Here is an 18,998-nt window from a genome sequence, read left to right as displayed (position 1 = left end):
TGGCGTGCGCTATCTGAAGATTCCGTTGAATGCGTGTTGATGTGCTAGCGCGTCAGCAGCATCGAACTCAACACCGAAAACACCGTCGACGGCAATTCCGCAAGACGGCTCACCACCACATTGTGCGGATAGAAATCCTCCACCGCATCGGTCAGCACGCCGATCCCTACCAGTTCGATGCCACGTTTCAGGATCGCCGCGACGCGTTCGCGCAGATCGTGGCGCAGCACCTGCGGGTCGCCGTCGCCGGTTGACGGATAGCCGTCTGAGAACACGATCAGGATGCGCCGTTCGGCCTGATGATCCGCGAGCCGCGTCGCGGCCCAGGCCAACGCCTCGCCGTCCGGATTCTCGTGACCGCAATCGATCCTGGCGATGCCGCTCAGATCCGTCGCACCAAAGCGTTTGTAGACTTTCAGATCGAGCCGCTCCATGAAGCGGTTATAGCGCCGCAAATCCGTCCCGGCCGCCAGTTGCCGTTCATACAGTTGCTTCATCGGCGCGGATTCGAGTGAGCAATAGCCGAGCACTTCGCAGTCGAACGACAACTGCGTCAGCGCATCGCACAGCGCGGTCGCGCATAGGCGCGCGAGTTCGATCTTGCGTCCGGCCATCGAACCGCTGCGATCGATCAGCAAGGTTACGGCGACGTCGCGCCCTTTGGCCGCCCGCTGCGTGCGAAACGGCGTACGGTAACCGGGCGAAGTGGCGAGCTTCGCCAGCGCGGTGCGGTCGATTTCGCCGCGCTCCTGCTCGCGGCGCCAACGGGTGCGTTCGTCGGCGCTCAGCGCGCGTTCGAGTTTTTCCTTGAGCGGCGCGGTATCCGCGCGGGCCTGCGCGCGAAGCTCGCGCCATGTCGCGCTGTCGCCCTGACCGGTGAGGTCGGCGATTTCGTCGAATTCGGTGGCGAGCGGAATCGATAGTCGTGCGCGAGTCGAGTCTGACGCCGTATTGGCGTCACCTTCGGAACGTGCCGATGGCGCCTGCGCATCGGCTAGCGATTGCCCCATGCCCACCGCATTCTCCGCTTGCGCGCCGGCGCTTTTGTCGGACGGCGGTGAGGCCGCGTTGTCCTGGTCGGGGCGTGCCGTGTCGTCATCATTGAACGGCGCGGACGAAGCCGCGGCGGTTTCCGTGTCGAGGTCTTCAATCGGATCCGCGGTGAACACCATGCTGTTGACTTCGCCCGCCGACAAAGCCCGCACGCGCGCCACCAGGGCCTGTGCTGCCGCAATGCTATGCGCGGTCGAACGGCTGCGCCGCGCTTCGTCCAACAGATCCTGCGCGGCGTGCAACGCGGCCAGCAGCGAATGGCTCGCTTCGGTCCGGGTCGGCTGTTCGTCCCACAACGCGCGCTCCGCCAGCCAGACCAGCCGGTCGCGCCAATGCAGCTTCGGCCAGCGCTGCCGCGCGTGTTCGGCGGCATGCACACGCAGTTTGCCGATGAACCAGCGCGCGCCCGGATACTCGTCGAGTAGTTGTGCGCAGACGCGGCGGTCCTCGATCACCTGCGCGAGATTCGCCGCCACGCCGGCAGGCAGCGCGTCCATTTGCGCGAGCGACGAGTGCTTGGCGCGCGCCACCAGCAGATCCAGATAGCCGATCAGCACGTCGCGCTCGACGCCGCCGCTCAACTCATAGTCGGGAATCACGATGCGGCCGGGTTCGACGCGCGGCCCATCCGGACTGAAGGCGACCGTCACGCCGTACTGCCCGGTCAGCACGCGCGCCACTTTGCCGAGCGTCGATTCGAACGCGAAGCCTCGCGTGTCGCGCGTTGGGTGCATGGCGCTCATGGTGCTGGTTTAATGTGCTCGTTCATTGTGCTCGCTCATTGTGCTCACTCATTGTGCTCACTCATTGTGCTCACTCATTGCGCTCGCTCATTGTGCTCACTTACCGTCAGGCGGCCGGCGCAATGTGATGGCGAACGATGCCGCGAATCAACGCCGCATCTTCCGGACTGACCTTCGCGTAAATCGCAGGACCGGCGGCGCGTTCGGGGTCGCCGGTGCGCAGCATCAGCTCGGCCCAGTCGAGCAGGCGCCGCGTGGAGAATGCGCTCGACAGGTCTTCGCGGGCGAACGCCGCGCGGCAGTCGGCGGCAATCGCGGCGAGCGTGATGGCGAGCGCGCGTGTCATATGCGGGGCGAGGGTGCGCATCAGCACGTCGGCTTCTTCGGCGGGCGTCAGATAGTCCAGCATGTAGACCCGCCAGCGATCGAGAAACGCCTCGTTCATCAGATTCGCGCCCTGATACAGATGACGGAACTGGCTCATCGCACCGACCGCATTCGCGGTAGCGAACAGCCGGAACGCGGGATGCGGCGCGACGATCTCATTGCCTTTTTCTTTCAGCACGAGGCGGCCGTGCGGTTCGAGCACGGCAGTGAGGGCGGCCAGGATTGACGGTTCGGCGAAATCGATTTCGTCGACGATCAGCCAGAAGCCTTCGCGCATCGCCGTGGGCAGCACGCCGTCCACCCAGATCGTCTCGCCGCCCTTGACCGTCCAGAAGCCGACAAAATCGCCGACGGTGGTTTGCCCATTCATGTTCGAGCGCAACACCCCGTGATGCGAGCGCGCGGCGACCTGTTCGATCAGGCTGGTCTTGCCCGCGCCGGTGTGACCGATCAGCATGACGCGCCGGTTCTCCCCGATATCTTCGACAATGTCGTTAAAGCGCTCGGAGAACAGATAGGCCGGATTGACGCGCGGCACGAGCGGATTGTCGACGCCGCAAGGCACGTCGACATGACCGATGCGCACGGTTTCGCCCGAGCCCTCTACCTGCGGATGGCGCTTCGCCGCCGAGGCCCGCGCCGCAACGCGCTGCAACTCCGGCATGAAGGCCACCCGTTCTACGGTGCCCGCTCCGTCCGGGACATCGGGCGTATCGATCGCAAAGCCCTCGCGGCGCCACTTCTTGAGCTTCGCACGCAGGTTTTCTGCGTCGACCACCAGATCGATATCGACCGATCCGGTGCCGTTGCCTTCATCGACCCCATGCTCGAGCCGATAGTTTTCCGGCCGGTCCGCCACACTGACGCGCCACCATTCCGCGCCGGTTTCGGTCGCGCGCTGGTAAAGGCCAAGGTTTTCGTCTTCGCTCAGTTCAGGCGCTTTCATGGCAAGTGGCAAGTGGTGAATCGTGAATGGTCAAATAACGAACAATGTGCTTCGATTTGGCTAAGGCCAAATGACCGACTATCTTATCGTGAGTAGCTTTCGATCTTCCCGACAGGGGTTTCTTTTGGGGCGCGGTGTGACGCGGCGAGTAGTTTTGAGTCTTAGGCAGTCGGCTTTGCCCATTATCTCGACAGAAGAAACTGACGGCAAAAACAATGAGACTACATACAAAATTAATGGCTGCTCTCGCGGTGGCAAGTCCTCTGGCATATGGTCAAACCAGCGTGACGTTATATGGCCGTCTCGACGGCGGCGTGGAATATCTGAATCACATCGACAATGGCGCAGGCGGCAGTTCAAGCCGTTGGAGTGCTGAAGGCGGCGATTGGGGCACCAGCATGCTGGGCCTGAAAGGCAATGAAGATCTGGGCGGCGGGCTGAATGCGATCTTCAATCTGGAAACCGGTCTGCAAGTCATGAACGGCACCACCGGTGGCGGACGGTTGTGGTCACGGCGTGCGTTCGTCGGTTTGAAGAGCGGCCAGTGGGGCACGCTGCAAGCCGGGCGCAATCTGTTCATCGATAGCGACGGGGTGTGGGAGTTCGACCCGTTCGTGCAGGAGGCATTTTCGTCGGCATCGCTCGTGCGCGGACGCAACTGGCAACAGACCAGCAACAACGTCGAGTATCACAGCCCGGTGTTGTGGGGCTTCGACGTGCAGGCGCAATACGCCTTCGGCAATCAGGCAGGCGCGTTCAACAGCGGCGCGCCGGGCGAGTTCGGCCGCTCCGACGGCATCATGCTGACGTACCACTCGCCGCTCTTCGACGTGCGTGGCATCTACGATGAACTGCGCGACAGCAACGGCCGCCTGAGCAATGTCTTCCAGAGCTCGCGCGAATATTTCGTCGGTGCGAATGTGCATTTCGACGCGGTGAAGATCCAGGGCGCGTATACGCATTACGCGGCGCCGGATTCGCCGGCGGGCGTGGCCGACAGTGCCGATCACTACTGGCTCGGCGCCACGTACAACGTCCAGCCACGCTGGGCCGTGACGGCGGGCGGCTTCTACATCAAGGTCGGCGACGGCGGCGGCGATGCCGCGCACGACCCGTCCGGCCACGCGATGATGTACGTGCTCGGCACCACCTATAACCTCTCGAAGCGCACCTTCGTGTACAGCACGGTGGGCTACGTGCGCAACGGCAGCAACTCGAATTTCTCGCTTGAAGCGTCGCCACGCGATGCTGCCAATAACACGAGTCCCCTCGCGGGCGAGTCGCAAACCGGCGCGTATGTCGGGATGCTGCATCAGTTTTAACGCAGCTTCAACGCAGCTTTAACGGCACGTCCGGCGGCAACTTCGGCAAGACAGCAGGCTGTTCACGAATGCGCCCAGGCTAGGCGCGCCATGAAAAACGGTGCGCACCTTGCAGTGCGCACCGTCGTCAGGTCAGTGCGAAGCCCGGCGGCAAACCGGGCAGCACGCATCAGAAGATGTTGCGCAGGCCGACTGCAACGCCGGTCTGGTTGTTGCGGCCAGGGAAGTCCGCGGTCGCCGCGCCAGTTCCGCGGATGAAATCGACCGTGCCATACACTTCGGTGCGCTTGGACAGCGAGTACTCGGCGAGCAGCACGGCCGAGTAGCGGACGCCGCGGCCGAGCGTGGTGTCGTTGGCGTCCAGCGCATTGCGGGCATGATCGTAGTAGCCCGCTGCGGTCAGCAACAGCGGAGCCGTCACCTGCCAGGTGGTACCGACGTAGAAGCCATCGTCAATGCGGTTGGTATTCGTAACAGGCGCCGCAAAATTGGCCGCCGGCGAGTTCGCGGCCGCCATGTAGAGGTCGACGATACCGGTGTTGTCCTGCGCATGCAGCCAGCCTGCATAGGCCTTGATCGTGCTGAACGCATAGACAGCGCCGACGTTGATGACCTTGAACTTGTTGTTATGCGCATCGCTGTTCTGCTGGTAGCCGGCATCGAACGACAGGCCACCGTACGTATAGGACGCGGTCAAGCCGTACATATTGTTCGCGCCGGTGCTGCCGGCCACGCCGCCAAAGCTGTACATGCCCTCGACGTTCAGGCCGCCGAACTGGCCGTTGTACTTGACGGAGTTATTCTGGCGCAAGCCGTAGCCGAGTGCGCCGGGCAGCCAGCCATCCTGATCGTAGTTGCCGACGGTCAGCGGGTCGTAGACGTTACCGAGCTGGTCGAACAGCGGCGTATTCTGGCGGCCCATGGTGACGGTGCCGTACTGGTTGCTCGACAGCCCAACATAGGCCATCCGATTGAACAGGGTGCCCGAGCTCGCGAGCTGGCCGTTCCAGAGGTTGAAGCCGTTTTCAAGCCGGAACACCGCGGACAGGCCGCCGCCCAGGTCCTCGCTCCCTTTCAGGCCCCAGCGACTGCCGGTGATCGGGCCGACGCCCATCGACACCTGACTGTCGTTGTTCGCATTCGCGTTGGTGAGGTAGCGCACGCTCGTGTCGACAATGCCGTACAGCGTGACCGAGTTTTGCGCGAAAGCGGATTGAGCCGCGAGAGCAATCAATGCTCCGCCGATGGCGCTGATGGTTTTCTTCATCGAGGTTTTCCCCTTGTATATTTGATATTTGATAGGCAAGCCGCCCGTGTTGGCCGTGGCCACGGGTCATGAGCTATGTCCTTGCGGGGGGCGATGATATTTCCGCAAAAATAATTCATGTATTGATTTAATTTGTCTGTCGCCGGTTTGCAACATTCGGTGCGCGCCGGTATCGGCGGGCGAACCTGCTGGGGTCACACCACATAGGCTTCGAACAGAAATCGATGGCGGTTTGGTATTTCCCCTGATTGGAGCGGACCGGTCTGGCGTGCTTGCCCCGATGGGGGAGCCCATGCGCTGAAGCAGTTAAACCGATGCATGGCAAATGGCGCGGAATCGCCATCAAGACTGCAAGCCGCTTGAAAGGGCGGTCGCCGATCCACGGCACACCATGGCACCGGACGTAAAGCGCCGTGCAGTTTTGCGCGCATCGGCGCATTATCGATGAGCCTTGCGGTCCTCATGCGTTCTTTCCACGTTCTTCCACGCGAACACGGTTCGCCGGCCACGCCGATACAGCGCGTCGCCGCGAAGTTCCCAACCGCCGAACAAGGAGTGTCCCATGCAAAACGATCCTGCCCTCGATCAGCTGTGCATCAACACGATTCGCACGCTATCGATGGACGCTGTGCAAAAGGCCAATTCCGGTCACCCCGGCACGCCGATGGCACTGGCGCCGGTCGCCTATCATCTGTGGCAAAACCATCTTCGCTATGATCCGGACGAGCCGCTGTGGCCGAACCGCGACCGCTTCGTGCTCTCGGTGGGGCATGCGTCGATGCTGCTGTACTCGCTGCTGCATCTGGCGAATGTAAAGGCCGTGGACGACGACGGTAAGCCGACCGGTTCGCCCGCCGTCTCGCTCGACGACATCGAACATTTCCGCCAGCTCGGCAGCAACACGCCGGGCCACCCCGAATACCGTCTGACCACCGGCGTGGAAACGACCACCGGGCCGCTCGGCCAGGGGCTGGGCAATAGCGTCGGCATGGCGATGGCGTCGCGCTGGTACGAAAGCCACTTCAACAAGCCGGACGCGCCGCTGTTCGATTACCGCGTCTACGCGCTATGCGGCGACGGCGACATGATGGAGGGCATCTCGCACGAAGCGGCGTCGCTCGCAGGGCATCTGAAGCTGTCGAATCTGATCTGGATCTACGACAGTAACCGCGTGACGATTGAAGGCCACACCGATCTCGCGTATAGCGACGAGGTGGAAAGCCGCTTTCGCGGTTACAACTGGCACACCTTGCATGTGAGCGACGCGAACGACGCCGCGGCGCTGGAAGCTGCGTTGGTCGAAGCGAAAAGCATCACGGACAGGCCGACGCTGATCGTGGTCCACAGCATTATCGGCTGGGGGGCGCCGCACAAGCAGGATACTTCTGCCGCGCACGGCGAAGCGCTCGGTGTCGAGGAAGTCGCGCTTACCAAGAAGTTCTATGGCTGGCCCGAGGACAAGTTCTTCTATGTCCCGGACGACGTGCACGAACGCTTCGCGCAGGGCATCGGTGCGCGCGGCAAGACGGCGCGCGAGGCATGGCAGGCGAAGTACGACGCGTACAACGCGAAATACCCGGAACTGTCGCGCGAATTCGCGCAGATGGCAGCGCATGCGTTGCCCGCGGGCTGGGACAGCGACATCCCCACGTTCGATGCGGACCCGAAGGGCATCGCCTCGCGCGACTCGTCGGGCAAGGTGCTCAATGCGATTGCCGCGCGCGTGCCCTGGATGATCGGCGGCGCGGCCGATCTCGCGCCGTCCACCAAGACCAATCTGAAGTTCGAAGGCGCGGGCAGCTTCGAACACGACAACTATGGCGGCTGCAACCTTCACTTCGGGATTCGCGAGCACGGCATGGGTGCAGCGGTGAATGGCCTCGCGTTGTCGAATTTGCGGCCGTTCGGTTCGACCTTCCTGATTTTCAGCGACTACATGAAGCCGCCGATTCGCCTTTCCGCGATCATGGAAGTGCCGGCCATCTATGTGTTCACGCACGATTCGATTGGCGTCGGGGAGGATGGGCCGACCCATCAGCCGATCGAGCAACTGGCCTCGCTGCGCGGCGTGCCGGGGCTGACCGTGCTGCGCCCCGGCGACGCCAACGAAGTCGCCGAGGCCTGGCGCGTGGCGATGTCGCAGGCGCGGCGGCCGTCGTGCATTGTCGTGTCGCGTCAGGCGTTGCCGACCCTGGACCGCACGCGCTATGCGTCGGCCAAGGGCGTGCAGAAGGGCGCTTATGTGCTCGCCGATGCGCCTGACGGGCAGAAGCCCGAGGTGATCCTGCTCGCCACGGGCAGCGAACTGTCGCTGTGCGTCGAGGCCTACGAGAAGCTCAGGAGCGAAGGGATCGCGGCGCGGGTGGTGTCGATGCCGTCGTGGGATATCTTCGAACGCCAGGACGAGGCATATCGGGACGCCGTGCTGCCACCCGAAGTGGACGCGCGAGTCGCGGTCGAACAGGCGGCGTCGCTTGGTTGGGACCGCTATGTCGGGAAGCTCGGCGCGCAGGTGGTGATGCATACGTTCGGCGCGTCCGCGCCCTTCGCCGACCTGAAGAAGAAGTTCGGCTTCACGGTCGAGCACGTGTATGACGCGGCGAAGCAGCAGATTGCGCGCGTGAAGGGCACGTGATCATCGAGCATGGGCTGAAGTCTTCGGCCATTGCCGGTTCAATACCCGCTGCAATTCTCGCGGATCGACTGGCCATGTTGAACGAGTCCATCAACGATTTCGCGGGATAACCCGTAAGCAGGAATCCTTAACGCGGTGCCGCCTTTTTCCGACAGATGTCGCGTTTGCATTCAACTGACGTTTGCGTGTTTTCCCGAACTCGCAGTGACTATATCCGTCCGTATACAGCGGCTGATGATGTCGGGGTGAACACGAAGTCCTGCGCAATGCACGCGCCAGGGGCGGCATGCACGGTGGAAGTGCGTTTTATCCATATTTCGACGCAATATCTCGTGCTTGCACACGATGTATCGGGGAGAGTCAAGACGGCATAAATCAGGAAGCGGCGCGACGCTCAGTGAGCTATGGTGGTGGGGTAGCGCGTGTGTGGCGGCGAATCGTGCGCGGCGTGGCGAAAACCGAAGCGAATGCCTGGCGAGCGATAAGCGCTCGCCGCGCGGTGGGAGCGAATCTTGCACGCAGATGCCTCGGTGCGCCAGAACGGCACCCGGAAGAAGCCAGGGAGAAAATGGTGACGTTCGACAACAGAATGGACGAGAACGACGACGTCGTGGTCTGGCGGCCTATTCAGTATGCGATGGCATCAAACCGGCGCGTGCTCGTGGTCGACGATTACCAGGAAGCGGCCGAAGCTTTGCAGATGCTCCTGAATGCTGACGGTTTCGAGTGCCGCGCGCTGCTGGACCCGTTCGCCGTTTGCGGCATGGCCTGCGAGTGGCAGCCGTTCGCCGTTCTGCTCGACATCAAGATGCCCGGCCTCGATGGCCTCGAACTGGCTCGTCGCCTGCGGGCCGACCCATTGACTTCGCACATGCTGCTGGTGGCCTGTACGGCTTTTGCTTCGCGCGAAGACCGGGCGCGTGCCAAGGCAGCGGGTTTCGACGCGCATTGTGCCAAACCCCTGACGCCGGAGCGCCTCTTGCGCGTGCTCGAGTCGGCCGCCGCGCTGCATGCGATCGCACCGCCGTAAAAATGGCGTGACGGTTGAAAATCGGTTGAAAATCTTGAGGCGTTGAGATTGCCTGAGGGGGCCTTGTGCTGAACGCAACGCCTGGGTCCGGAATTTGCTGAACCGGCAAGCTTGCACATTTCAAACACGTGTGCCGGCATCCTCGGCTTCCACAGGAATCCCAATGTCATCCCAGTCCAGCTACTCGACGCGCATCGCGGAAGGCACGCCTTTCCCGCTTGGTGCGACGTGGAACGGAAACGGTGTCAATTTCGCGCTGTTCTCAGCGCATGCAACGAAGGTCGAACTCTGTCTGTTCGATGACACCGGCGCGACGGAAATCGAACGCATCGAACTGCCGGAGTACACCGACGAGGTCTGGCACGTGTTCGTGCCGAATCTGAAACCGGGAGCGGTGTACGGCTATCGGGTTCACGGTCCCTATGAACCGGAACAAGGACATCGCTTCAATCCGAACAAACTCCTGCTCGATCCCTACGCCAAGGCGCATATCGGCGAGCTCAAGTGGGCGCCGGAAATCTTTGGGTATACGCTCGATTCGGAAGAAGGCGACCTGTCATTCGACGAACGCGACAGCGCGCCCTTCGTGCCGAAGTGCGAGGTGGTCGACGCCAACTTTTCGTGGCGTCATCCGGAACGCAACGCGCTGCCCTGGGAGCGCGCGATCTTCTATGAGACCCATGTGCGCGGTTTTACCCAACGTCATCCTGAAGTGCCGGAGAATTTGCGCGGCACCTTCGCAGGTCTCGGCCAGCCCGTCGTGGTCGACTACATCAAAGGCCTCGGCGTCACATCAGTCCAATTGTTGCCGGTTCAGACCTTCGTCAACGACAGCTATCTGCTCGACAAAGGTCTCACCAACTACTGGGGCTACAACACGATCGGGTTCTTCGCGGCCGATCCGCGCTTCTTCGCGTCTTCGACCAACCCGGTTGGCGAATTCAAGGACATGGTGGACCGCTTTCATAGCGCCAACCTCGAAGTCATTCTCGACGTGGTCTACAACCACACCGCCGAAGGCAACGAGCGCGGTCCGACGATTTCCTTCAAAGGCATCGACAATGCATCCTACTATCGGCTGATGCCCGATGAGCCGCGCTATTACATCAACGATACCGGCACCGGCAACACGCTCAATCTGTCCCATCCACGCGTGCTGCAGATGGTGACCGACAGCCTGCGCTACTGGGTAACGGAAATGAAAGTCGACGGTTTCCGTTTCGACCTCGCCACGATTCTTGGCCGCGAGCCGCACGGGTTCGACGAAGGCGGCGGGTTCCTCGACAGCTGCCGGCAGGATCCGGTGCTTTCGAGCGTGCGGCTGGTTGCCGAGCCGTGGGACTGCGGACCCGGCGGCTATCAGGTGGGCGGCTTTCCGCCAGGCTGGGCGGAATGGAACGACCGCTTCCGCGACACGGTGCGCGAATACTGGAAGGGCGACGAAGGCAAGGTCGCCGATCTCGCGACACGTTTGACCGGTTCGGGCGACAGGTTCAATCGTCGTGGGCGGCGTCCGTGGGCGAGCGTCAATTTCATCTGCGCGCATGACGGCTTCACGCTCAACGATCTGGTGTCGTACAACGACAAGCATAACGAGGCCAACGGCGAAGACAACAAGGACGGTCATTCGGACAACAAATCATGGAACATGGGCGTCGAAGGCCCAAGCGACGATGCGGATATCCGTGAGCAACGCGAGCGCCAGAAACGCAATCTGCTAGCCACGCTGCTGCTCTCGCAAGGCACGCCGATGATGCTCGCGGGCGACGAATTCGGCCGCACGCAGAAGGGCAATAACAATGCATATTGCCAGGACAACGAGATCAGCTGGGTCGATTGGGACGGCATCGACGACGATGGACGCGCGCTGACCGAGTTCGTCAAGAATCTGACCACGTTGCGCCATCGTCTGCCGGTACTGCGCCGCGGACGCTTTCTGACTGGCGAATACAACGAGGCGCTCGACGTGACCGACGCGCGCTGGCTTTCGCCAGACGGCACCGATCTTTCGCAGGAACAGTGGGACGATCCGTCGATGCGCTGCTTCGGGTTTGTGATTGACGGGCGCGCTCAGGCGAGCGGCATTCGACGCCCCGCCTCCGATGCGACGTTGCTGCTGGTGCTGAATGCCCATCACGACGTGGTCAATTTCACGCTGCCCGACATTCCCGAGGGCGACCAGTGGACTTGTCTGCTGGATACGAACATGCCGGTGCGCGCCGGGCTGCCTCAATTCAGCGCCGGCGACGCGTATCAGGTAACCGGCCGTTCATTGCTGCTGTTCGCACTTGACGCGCCGAGCCATGCGACGCGGCGCGTGTTTGATCGCCTGGAAGAACAACTGACCACTGATGAATGCGAACGCCCCGCGTGAACGTGACCTGACGAGTATTGGGAGCAGGCACGCGATGAGATCGAGAAGGAAGCGCCGCCGATAGAAAGCAGGCCGGTGGCCGAAGCACCGAAGAAGTGACAATGCGCCGGCGCGCTAGGGAGAACGGCAGAAGTGCGGTAAATTCCGGGAAAGGAAATAGCGCACGACCAAAGTGGGGCGCGTTGTGCATCGCCGCCCCGACCTGTCCTCATCTTTCATGGAGATCGTGACCGTGCAACGTGCGGAGCGTGTCGCAGTCGATTTCCCCATGCCGTCGCGTAATTTCGCGGCAACGCGACGCGTGCTTCTGATCGTGCTCGCCGTTTCGATTGTGTTTCCTCTGGCCTGCCTCGCGGGTTATGGATACTTTGATTACCAGCGCCGGATTGCCGATGCGAACGACATGATCGACCGGCTCGCGCGCGTGACCGAAGAACAGGCTGTCAAGGTGCTGGACCTCAACCAGCAGATGGCCTCGCGCATTGTCGACCTGCTCGGTAATGACGACGACGCGCAGATCCGCGCGCAGGAAGCCGGATTGCACGACCGTTTGCGGCAAATCGGCGGCGACTTTCCGCAGGTCGCGTCGATCTACCTGCTTGGCGTGAACGGCGATTTGCTGGCGTCGAGCCGCACTTATCCGGCGCCCGTCATGTCGACGCGTCAACGCGAAGACTTCATTGCCGCGAAAGCGATGCGGCCGCAGCCGTATTTCTCCCAGCCCATGTTCGGGTCGCTGTCGCAGACCAATGTGTTCAACACCGCGACCGGCCGCTCAGGCGAGAACGGGCAGTTTCTCGGCGTGGTGTCCGTGGCGCTGCGCACCGAGTATTTTTTGCGCTTCTACCGTGAGCTGACGAATGGCGATACGTCGCTTTCGTTAGGGCTGTACCGCCAGGACGGCAGTCTGCTAGTGCGTTATCCGACGTGGCCGGCCGGCGCCAGGCCCACCCGGCATAGCGCGTTCGTCGCGGCATTGCGCGACCAGCAGCTATTCGGTCACATCCGTCTAACTTCCACGGTCGACGGCGTTGAACGGCTACTGGCGTTTCGCCGGGTCGGCGATTATCCGCTCTATGTCGTGAGCGCGTATGAGACTGCTTCGATCGGCGGCGCGTGGCGCCAGCACTTCATGGCGATCGCGGCGATCGCCGCGGTGCCTTGTGTGGCGATCTGGCTGCTGGTGTTTTTCTCGTTGCGCCGGCTCGCCGGCGAGCGCCGCGCGTGGGAGCGCTGGCAAGGCGAAGTGGCCATGCGTCTTTCCGCGGAGGCGTCGAGCCGGCAATTGCAGCGCATGGGCGCGCTCGGCAATCTCGTCGCCAATGTCGCGCACGACTTCAACAATCTGCTGATGGTGGTGTCGGCTAACACCGAACTGGCGCGTTTGAAGCGCTATAACAAGCTGGAAAAAGAGGTGCAAGCCATTGAGCGCGCCACCGCCTCAGCGGAATCGCTGACGCGGCAGCTCCTGAGCGTGGCGAAGAAGCAGCCACTCAAGCAGGAACGGCTCAACCTCGCCACCTGGCTGCCGAGCGCGGCGCCGCTGATCGACGCGGCGCTCGGCGACAACATCGAAATGGCCTTCAACATGGTCGACAACGTCTGGCAGGTGCTGGCCGACCCGACCGACCTTGAATTCGCGATCATGAATCTGGCGGTCAACGCGCGCGACGCGATGCCGCACGGCGGCCGCTTCGTGATCCGTTGCCAGAATAACCGTCTGGTGGGCAGCGACACCTTGCTGCCCGACGGCGAATATGTGCTGATTGCCTGCTCCGACGACGGCGAGGGCATGCCCGAAGCCGTCACCCGTCGCGCGTTCGAGCCGCTGTTTACCACCAAGCTGCGCGGCTCGGGCACCGGCCTCGGCCTCGCCCAGGTCCTCGCCATGTGCGAACAGGCTGGCGGCACGGCCAAAATCGACAGCGTGCTCGGCCGCGGCACGACGGTCAGACTTTATTTGCCGCGTTATCGGGAGCGGCAGAAAGCGTTGACGCCGGACGTGGACACGGCGCAACAGCCGGCGCCGGCTTCAAAGGGCAACGTTCTGCTGGTGGAAGACAACGAAGACGTGGCGGCGGGCGTTGCCGCCGTGCTGGAAACCTTCGGCTGCGAAGTGCGGCACGAGCCAACCGCCGACCAGGCGTTCGACGTGTTGGCCGGCGGCGCGAAGTTCGAACTCGTGCTGTCCGACATTCAGATGCCGGGCAAGCTCAACGGCATCGACTTCGCGGAGAAAGTACGCAGCGCGTGGCCTGCGCAGAAGATCGCGCTGATGACCGGCTACGCCGACGAACTCGAACGGGCGCGCCGGCTCGGCGTAGCGATACTCGCCAAACCCTTCAATATCGACGAGCTGCACGCCCTGGTGGCATGCGAACCGTAAAGCCACCTCGGCGAGCCGGATTCGCGGCAGGCGCTGCTCACCCTGGGACTCGCCCTTTTCCTGCGCTGCACCGTCGTTGGACGAAACGCCTGGCGAGGCCGTCGTTGCCGCTCGCTACGGGTGTCCATGAGGTGTGCTCCCGTTGGTCCGGTTTGCGGACGAAGTCTTGCTAGAGCGAAGCAAAAGCCTTGGCTATGTCCGTGGCATCGGTCGGACGCACGATGCGTGCGACTTCGGCGCCGTCGCGCATGAGGACCAGCGTGGGCCAGAGTTTGACCTTGAAGGAGCGCCCGAGCGGGCGGCCTGGGCCGTCTTCGACCTTGAGATGCCGGATGCCGGCATGGGGTTCGAGGGCTTTAGCAATCGAGGCTTGCGCGCCCTGGCAGTAGCCGCACCAGTTGGTGCCGAATTCTATGACCGTGGCGCCCGGCAGGGTGTCGACTTCGGCTCGGGAGGGGGCGTGGGAGGAATAGGGTGTCTGGGTCGTCATGGGTGTTCCGGTGCTTTTTTACCTTCGCGGACAGCGGTGTCCGCTTGCGCGGGGGCGCCTGCTGCGCGTGGATTGGATAAAGAGTAGCAGCAATGGGCGGAATCGTCCGTGAGGGGAGCAGGGCGTGCGTCGTCGCGCAAATTTCGCACAAGCCCATCGTCTTGCCAGCGTGACCTGTTAAACGTCATGATTCGCTCCAGCGGCATCATCGGGTTCAGGAAAGAATATGGCAGAAAGGATCTACCTTCAGCGTCCCGGCACGGACGAAACCGTCGCGGTTGCTACGGGCTTCAGCTGGGGCGCGTTGCTGTTGGGCTTCGTCTGGGCCATGTCGAAGAGAATGTGGTTTGCCACGTTCATCATGCTGGCGGTCAATACGCTGCTGTTTTTCACGGGCCTATGGGGTGAAACGGTCGGCACGATCGGACTGGTGCTGTCCGTGCTGTTCGGCATTGCCTGTGGTGTCTATGGCAACCAGTGGCACCGTTGGACGCTCGAACAGCGCGGATATGTCGTCGTGCCGCCGGCGGGCGAGGGCAAGTAGCTTGAAAACCGCCCGTTTTTTCGACCTGCTGCGCATCCCTGGCTTCAAGCCGCTGGCCGCCGCCACCCTCATGCTCGGTGTGGCGATGTCGTTCACCGCGCCCTATCTGTCGCTGTTCGGCGTCGAGCGCGCCGGCATGACGCCGCTCAAGCTCGGCATCTTCATGACGCTGATTGCCGCCAGCGGGGTGCTCGCCAGCGCCGTCGCCGGCCGCTGGAGCGATGCCAGCGGACGGCACCGGCCGTTGCTGCTGGCGGCGCTGGTGGCCGCCGCATTGGGCTACCTATGCTTATGCGTGGTGCGTGACTACCGGCTGTTGCTGGCGGTCGGCATTGTCTTTATCGGCGCGGCCGGCTCGGCCATTTCGATGGTGTTCTCGTTCAGCCGCGCGGCGCTGCCGGTGCAGGACCTCGCGGAGCGCGCGTTCGCGAGCGCCACCTTGCGGACCATCCTGTCGGCGGCGTGGGTGTTCGGTCCGTCGGTGGGCGCACTGGTGCTTGCCGCCGCCGGCTTTTATGGGCTTTTCCTGTTCGCCGCGGCAAGTTTCGCGGCCTGCGCGGCGATCGTCTGGCGCATGCGGGAGCCGCAAGGCCATCTGGGCGATCACACGGTGGAGGACACGGCATCGGAACCATTGGCCTCGATCACCGTGCCGCCACTGACCGCGCCCGGCGAAGATGCACACGAGGACCTGCCGGGCGTCGCCTCGCCGAACGACATCCGTCGTGCCGTGGCCGCGCTCACCTTGCTAGGTCTCGCCGCGAACGCCACCATGATCGTGCTGCCGCTCTACATTGTGCACGGCCTGAACGGCACGCATCTCGACGTGTCGGTGATGCTCGGCCTTGGTGCCTTGACGGAAATTCCGATGATGCTCGCGCTCGGCGCGAAGTCGTCGACGCTGCACAAGCCCAACTGGCTGGCCGCCTGCGCGGCGGTTCACGCCGTGTATTTCGTCGCGATGTCGCTGGCGGGGAACGTCCACGTGCTGATCCCGATGCAGATCCTTAACGCATTCGTCGTCGCGGTGACCTCATGCCTCGGCATGACCTACGTGCAGGATCTGATGCCGCACTCGCCGGGCCGCGCGACCGCGCTGTTCTTCAATGCCGCGCGGGTCGGCTCGATTCTCTCCGGCATTTTGTCGGGTTTGCTGGTGCAGGCGTTCAGCTATCGCGGCACGTTCCTGTTCTGCGGTTTGCTGGCGCTTTGCGCGCTGGTGCTGTTCGCCGTGCCGGGTTACCGCTATCCGCAGATGTGGCGTGCGGTGCGGCGTTTTGCGCGCACGCAATACGGGAAGCTTCAGGTGCGGCAGCGATAGGGCTCGCGGTTCGCACGCGGCTCGCACGCGGCTCGCACGCGGTTCGCACCAACGCACGTCCGGAACTTCAGGCTGTGCAAAACCGCTGCAAAGAAGCGTATCGTCGTTCAATGCCGGCGAGGATGGCCGATTCACTGCGCGGACGATCCTAGGCTGCTACCGTGTGTTCGTCGAATCACGTAAACGCACCTACAGTCAGAAGAGCCACTTGCCGCAGATGAAACGCGCAGCATGGCGCCAGTACGCCGAACCAGATCGAAGTGCGCAACGAGACACTTTCCGGAGCGAGATATGCAACTAGGCATGATTGGATTGGGACGCATGGGCGCGGACATGGTGCGTCGCCTGACGAAGGGCGGTCAGCAATGCATCGCTTACGACGTGCAAGCGGCCGCGGTGGACAAGCTGAAGCAGGAGGGCATAGCAGGTGCAGCGTCGCTCGAAGACCTGGTCGCGCAACTGCAAAAACCGCGCGCGGTGTGGCTGATGGTGCCCGCCGCGGTAGTCGACAAGACGCTCGGGAACCTCGTGCCCTTGCTGGAGCCCGGCGACATCGTGATCGACGGCGGCAACTCCTATTACCACGACGACATTCGCCGCAGCGCCGACCTGGCCAGCCGTCAGCTTCACTATGTGGACGTCGGCACGAGCGGCGGCGTCGCAGGCCGTGAGCGCGGCTACTGCCTGATGATCGGCGGCGAGACTGAGGTCGTGAAGCGGCTCGAACCGATTTTCTCGACGCTCGCGCCGGGTGCGGGCGCGGCGCCTGCCACGCCAGGCCGCCCAGCCGGCGCCAGCACGGCCGATCAGGGCTTCCTGCATTGCGGTCCGCAGGGGGCGGGACACTTTGTGAAGATGGTCCACAACGGCATCGAATACGGAATGATGGCCGCGTATGCCGAAGGCCTGAACATCCTGCGCCACGCCGACGCCGGCAAACACGCGCGCGAAGCCGATGCCGAAACATCGCCGCTGCGCCGTCCCGAGCTTTACCAGTACGAATTGAATCTCGCCGAGGTCACCGAGGTATGGCGGCGCGGCAGCGTGATCGGTTCGTGGCTGCTGGACCTGATAGCGGGATCGCTCGTCAGCGACGCCGATCTGCAAAGCTACGCAGGACGCGTATCGGACTCGGGCGAAGGGCGCTGGACCGTGGCGGCGGCGATCGACGAAGGCGTGCCCACGCCGGTGCTGAGCGCGGCGCTGTTCGCGCGTTTCAGCTCGCGGGGCGACGCGGATTTTGCGAACCGGGTGTTATCGGCGATGCGGCACGACTTTGGCGGTCACGTCGAGAAAGCGGCCACGCCGGCCGCTGGGCACACGAGCTAATTCATGGGAGCCGGAATGGAAGCCGCTAATGCTACGCCTCACGACGTCGTGTTTCTGTTCGATTGCGATAACACGTTGCTGGACAACGATCATGTGCTGGCGGATTTACGTGCGCACATGATCCGGGAGTTCGGCGAGAAGAACAGCGCGCGGTACTGGGAAATATTTGAAGACTTGCGCGCGGAGCTTGGTTACGCCGATTACCTTGGAGCGTTGCAGCGCTATCGGCTGGAGCAGCCTCGGGACACGCGCCTGTTGCTGATGTCGTCGTTTCTGATCGAGTATCCATTTGCGAACCGGCTGTATCCGGGGGCATTGGATGCGATCAAAAACGTGTCGAAGCATGGGCCCGCGGTGATTTTGTCCGATGGCGATGTGGTGTTCCAGCCGCGCAAGATCGCCCGCTCGGGCTTATGGGACGAGGTCGAGGGACGGGTTTTGATCTACATCCATAAGGAGCAGATGCTCGATCAGGTGATGGAGTGTTATCCGGCCCGGCAGTACGTGATGGTGGATGACAAGTTGCGGATTTTGACGGCCATGAAGAAGGCCTGGGGGGAGAGGCTGACTACGGTTTTTCCTCGCCAGGGGCATTACGCCTTCGATCCCAAAGAGATATCCAGCAATCCGCCTGCGGATGTGACGATTGAGAGGATTGGGGAACTGGCTGATATCGACGTCAATCTGCTTCTGAGCGGCGGGACGGCAGGGGGCGCTTAGGCCCCCAATCAGATGCGGTCCGCCGTCGCGCATTTAGCATATCGAGGGTAACCGCATCGACTTAATGCTCGCTTAAAGTCTGGCGCAAGACCGGCAGCCTCGGGCACTTCAGCGGGCCGACGGCTCAACAGATCAATAGTCCAACAACGTACAGACACGGCGCCCAATTGAGCGCATGATCCTTGCTTGGCGCGCGTCGTAAACAGGTTTGCTCAAAATCAGCCGCGCGCTCAATCGGACGCCCGCTTTCACGTCGCAGGCAATCAAGCGCTGTGCGGCCGGCGGGCCAAGGAAAAATCATGACATCCGCAATCTGGGGCATCGTGGCCGGCATGGTGCTGATGTTCGGCGCCTCGATGTACCTGCGTCAGTTGCGTCTCCTGCACCGCCCGGACCGCCGCTGGACCGGCAAGAAACGTTGATTTGTCCCACATCCTCGAAAAGGGAGGCT

The 18,998-nt window shown here is 62.7% G+C and carries 14 protein-coding genes; 10 read left to right on the top strand and 4 right to left on the bottom strand.

Going from position 1 to position 18,998, the window contains the following annotated elements; genetic code table 11:
- Nucleotides 1-44: 44 nt before the first annotated feature.
- Together AYM40_RS27075 and AYM40_RS27070 are read right to left on the bottom strand one after the other, a co-directional pair.
- Entirely contained in the window at nt 45-1,796 is a 1,752-nt protein-coding gene (locus AYM40_RS27075; protein ID WP_063499208.1) for a cobaltochelatase CobT-related protein, read from the bottom strand.
- A 106-nt stretch (nt 1,797-1,902) separates the two neighbouring features.
- A complete protein-coding gene (locus AYM40_RS27070) occupies nt 1,903-3,129 on the bottom strand; it encodes an AAA family ATPase (protein WP_063499207.1) in 1,227 nt (408 codons plus the stop codon).
- A 236-nt stretch (nt 3,130-3,365) separates the two neighbouring features.
- On the opposite strand from AYM40_RS27070, the gene AYM40_RS27065 reads away from it, so the two are divergent.
- Nucleotides 3,366-4,451, top strand: coding sequence for a porin (locus AYM40_RS27065; protein ID WP_063499206.1), 1,086 nt, complete (start codon nt 3,366-3,368; stop codon nt 4,449-4,451).
- A 169-nt stretch (nt 4,452-4,620) separates the two neighbouring features.
- Here the strand turns inward: AYM40_RS27065 and AYM40_RS27060 are convergent, their stop codons facing one another.
- The gene (locus AYM40_RS27060; RefSeq protein ID WP_063500730.1) at nt 4,621-5,718 is read right to left on the bottom strand and encodes a porin; all 1,098 of its coding nucleotides are present in this window, start codon (nt 5,716-5,718) and stop codon (nt 4,621-4,623) included.
- A 562-nt stretch (nt 5,719-6,280) separates the two neighbouring features.
- On the opposite strand from AYM40_RS27060, the gene tkt reads away from it, so the two are divergent.
- The 4 genes from tkt to AYM40_RS27040 all read left to right on the top strand — a co-directional run bounded on the left by tkt (nt 6,281) and on the right by AYM40_RS27040 (nt 14,143).
- On the top strand, nt 6,281-8,353 hold the full coding sequence (tkt, locus tag AYM40_RS27055) for a transketolase (RefSeq protein WP_063499205.1): 2,073 nt from the start codon (nt 6,281-6,283) through the stop codon (nt 8,351-8,353).
- 571 nt (nt 8,354-8,924) lie between these two features.
- A complete protein-coding gene (locus tag AYM40_RS27050; RefSeq protein WP_420488521.1) occupies nt 8,925-9,383 on the top strand; it encodes a response regulator in 459 nt (152 codons plus the stop codon).
- 163 nt (nt 9,384-9,546) lie between these two features.
- Nucleotides 9,547-11,757 (top strand): glycogen debranching protein GlgX, encoded by a 2,211-nt coding sequence (gene glgX, locus AYM40_RS27045; RefSeq protein WP_063499203.1) that lies wholly within the window; start codon nt 9,547-9,549, stop codon nt 11,755-11,757.
- Nucleotides 11,758-11,989: 232 nt separating this feature from the next.
- A complete protein-coding gene (locus AYM40_RS27040) occupies nt 11,990-14,143 on the top strand; it encodes a hybrid sensor histidine kinase/response regulator (protein WP_181448472.1) in 2,154 nt (717 codons plus the stop codon).
- Nucleotides 14,144-14,312: 169 nt separating this feature from the next.
- Here the strand turns inward: AYM40_RS27040 and AYM40_RS27035 are convergent, their stop codons facing one another.
- Nucleotides 14,313-14,633, bottom strand: a complete 321-nt coding sequence (locus AYM40_RS27035; protein WP_063499201.1) for a thioredoxin family protein — start codon at nt 14,631-14,633, stop codon at nt 14,313-14,315.
- Nucleotides 14,634-14,859: 226 nt separating this feature from the next.
- On the opposite strand from AYM40_RS27035, the gene AYM40_RS27030 reads away from it, so the two are divergent.
- The 5 genes from AYM40_RS27030 (at nt 14,860) to AYM40_RS43295 (ending at nt 18,969) form a co-directional block, all read left to right on the top strand.
- Complete coding sequence (locus AYM40_RS27030) at nt 14,860-15,177, top strand: DUF2628 domain-containing protein (protein ID WP_063499200.1); 318 nt, start codon at nt 14,860-14,862, stop codon at nt 15,175-15,177.
- Entirely contained in the window at nt 15,143-16,498 is a 1,356-nt protein-coding gene (locus AYM40_RS27025; RefSeq protein ID WP_063499199.1) for a sugar efflux transporter, read from the top strand. Before AYM40_RS27030 ends, AYM40_RS27025 begins: the two co-directional genes overlap by 35 nt.
- 291 nt (nt 16,499-16,789) lie before the next feature.
- Complete coding sequence (gnd, locus tag AYM40_RS27020; protein ID WP_063499198.1) at nt 16,790-17,827, top strand: phosphogluconate dehydrogenase (NAD(+)-dependent, decarboxylating); 1,038 nt, start codon at nt 16,790-16,792, stop codon at nt 17,825-17,827.
- 15 nt (nt 17,828-17,842) lie between these two features.
- The gene (locus AYM40_RS27015; protein WP_063500729.1) at nt 17,843-18,547 is read left to right on the top strand and encodes an HAD family hydrolase; all 705 of its coding nucleotides are present in this window, start codon (nt 17,843-17,845) and stop codon (nt 18,545-18,547) included.
- Between the two features lie 299 nt (nt 18,548-18,846).
- On the top strand, nt 18,847-18,969 hold the full coding sequence (locus AYM40_RS43295; protein WP_256390498.1) for a hypothetical protein: 123 nt from the start codon (nt 18,847-18,849) through the stop codon (nt 18,967-18,969).
- Nucleotides 18,970-18,998: the final 29 nt, after the last annotated feature.

It is taken from the genome of Paraburkholderia phytofirmans OLGA172, assembly GCF_001634365.1.
Taxonomy (GTDB): Bacteria; Pseudomonadota; Gammaproteobacteria; order Burkholderiales; family Burkholderiaceae; genus Paraburkholderia.
The sequence above is the reverse complement of the archived record's forward strand: the minus strand, read 5'-3'. Positions and strand labels throughout refer to the sequence as shown.

Excerpts from the sequence above, each read along its gene's own strand:
- AYM40_RS27075 (WP_063499208.1), bottom strand. The coding sequence starts at position 1,796 with ATGAGCGCCATGCACCCAACGCGCGACACGCGAGGCTTCGCGTTCGAA.
- AYM40_RS27070 (WP_063499207.1), bottom strand. The coding sequence starts at position 3,129 with ATGAAAGCGCCTGAACTGAGCGAAGACGAAAACCTTGGCCTTTACCAG.
- AYM40_RS27065 (WP_063499206.1), top strand. The coding sequence starts at position 3,366 with ATGGCTGCTCTCGCGGTGGCAAGTCCTCTGGCATATGGTCAAACCAGC.
- AYM40_RS27060 (WP_063500730.1), bottom strand. The coding sequence starts at position 5,718 with ATGAAGAAAACCATCAGCGCCATCGGCGGAGCATTGATTGCTCTCGCG.
- tkt (WP_063499205.1), top strand. The coding sequence starts at position 6,281 with ATGCAAAACGATCCTGCCCTCGATCAGCTGTGCATCAACACGATTCGC.
- glgX (WP_063499203.1), top strand. The coding sequence starts at position 9,547 with ATGTCATCCCAGTCCAGCTACTCGACGCGCATCGCGGAAGGCACGCCT.
- AYM40_RS27035 (WP_063499201.1), bottom strand. The coding sequence starts at position 14,633 with ATGACGACCCAGACACCCTATTCCTCCCACGCCCCCTCCCGAGCCGAA.
- AYM40_RS27030 (WP_063499200.1), top strand. The coding sequence starts at position 14,860 with ATGGCAGAAAGGATCTACCTTCAGCGTCCCGGCACGGACGAAACCGTC.
- AYM40_RS27025 (WP_063499199.1), top strand. The coding sequence starts at position 15,143 with ATGTCGTCGTGCCGCCGGCGGGCGAGGGCAAGTAGCTTGAAAACCGCC.
- gnd (WP_063499198.1), top strand. The coding sequence starts at position 16,790 with ATGCAACTAGGCATGATTGGATTGGGACGCATGGGCGCGGACATGGTG.
- AYM40_RS27015 (WP_063500729.1), top strand. The coding sequence starts at position 17,843 with ATGGAAGCCGCTAATGCTACGCCTCACGACGTCGTGTTTCTGTTCGAT.
- AYM40_RS43295 (WP_256390498.1), top strand. The coding sequence starts at position 18,847 with ATGACATCCGCAATCTGGGGCATCGTGGCCGGCATGGTGCTGATGTTC.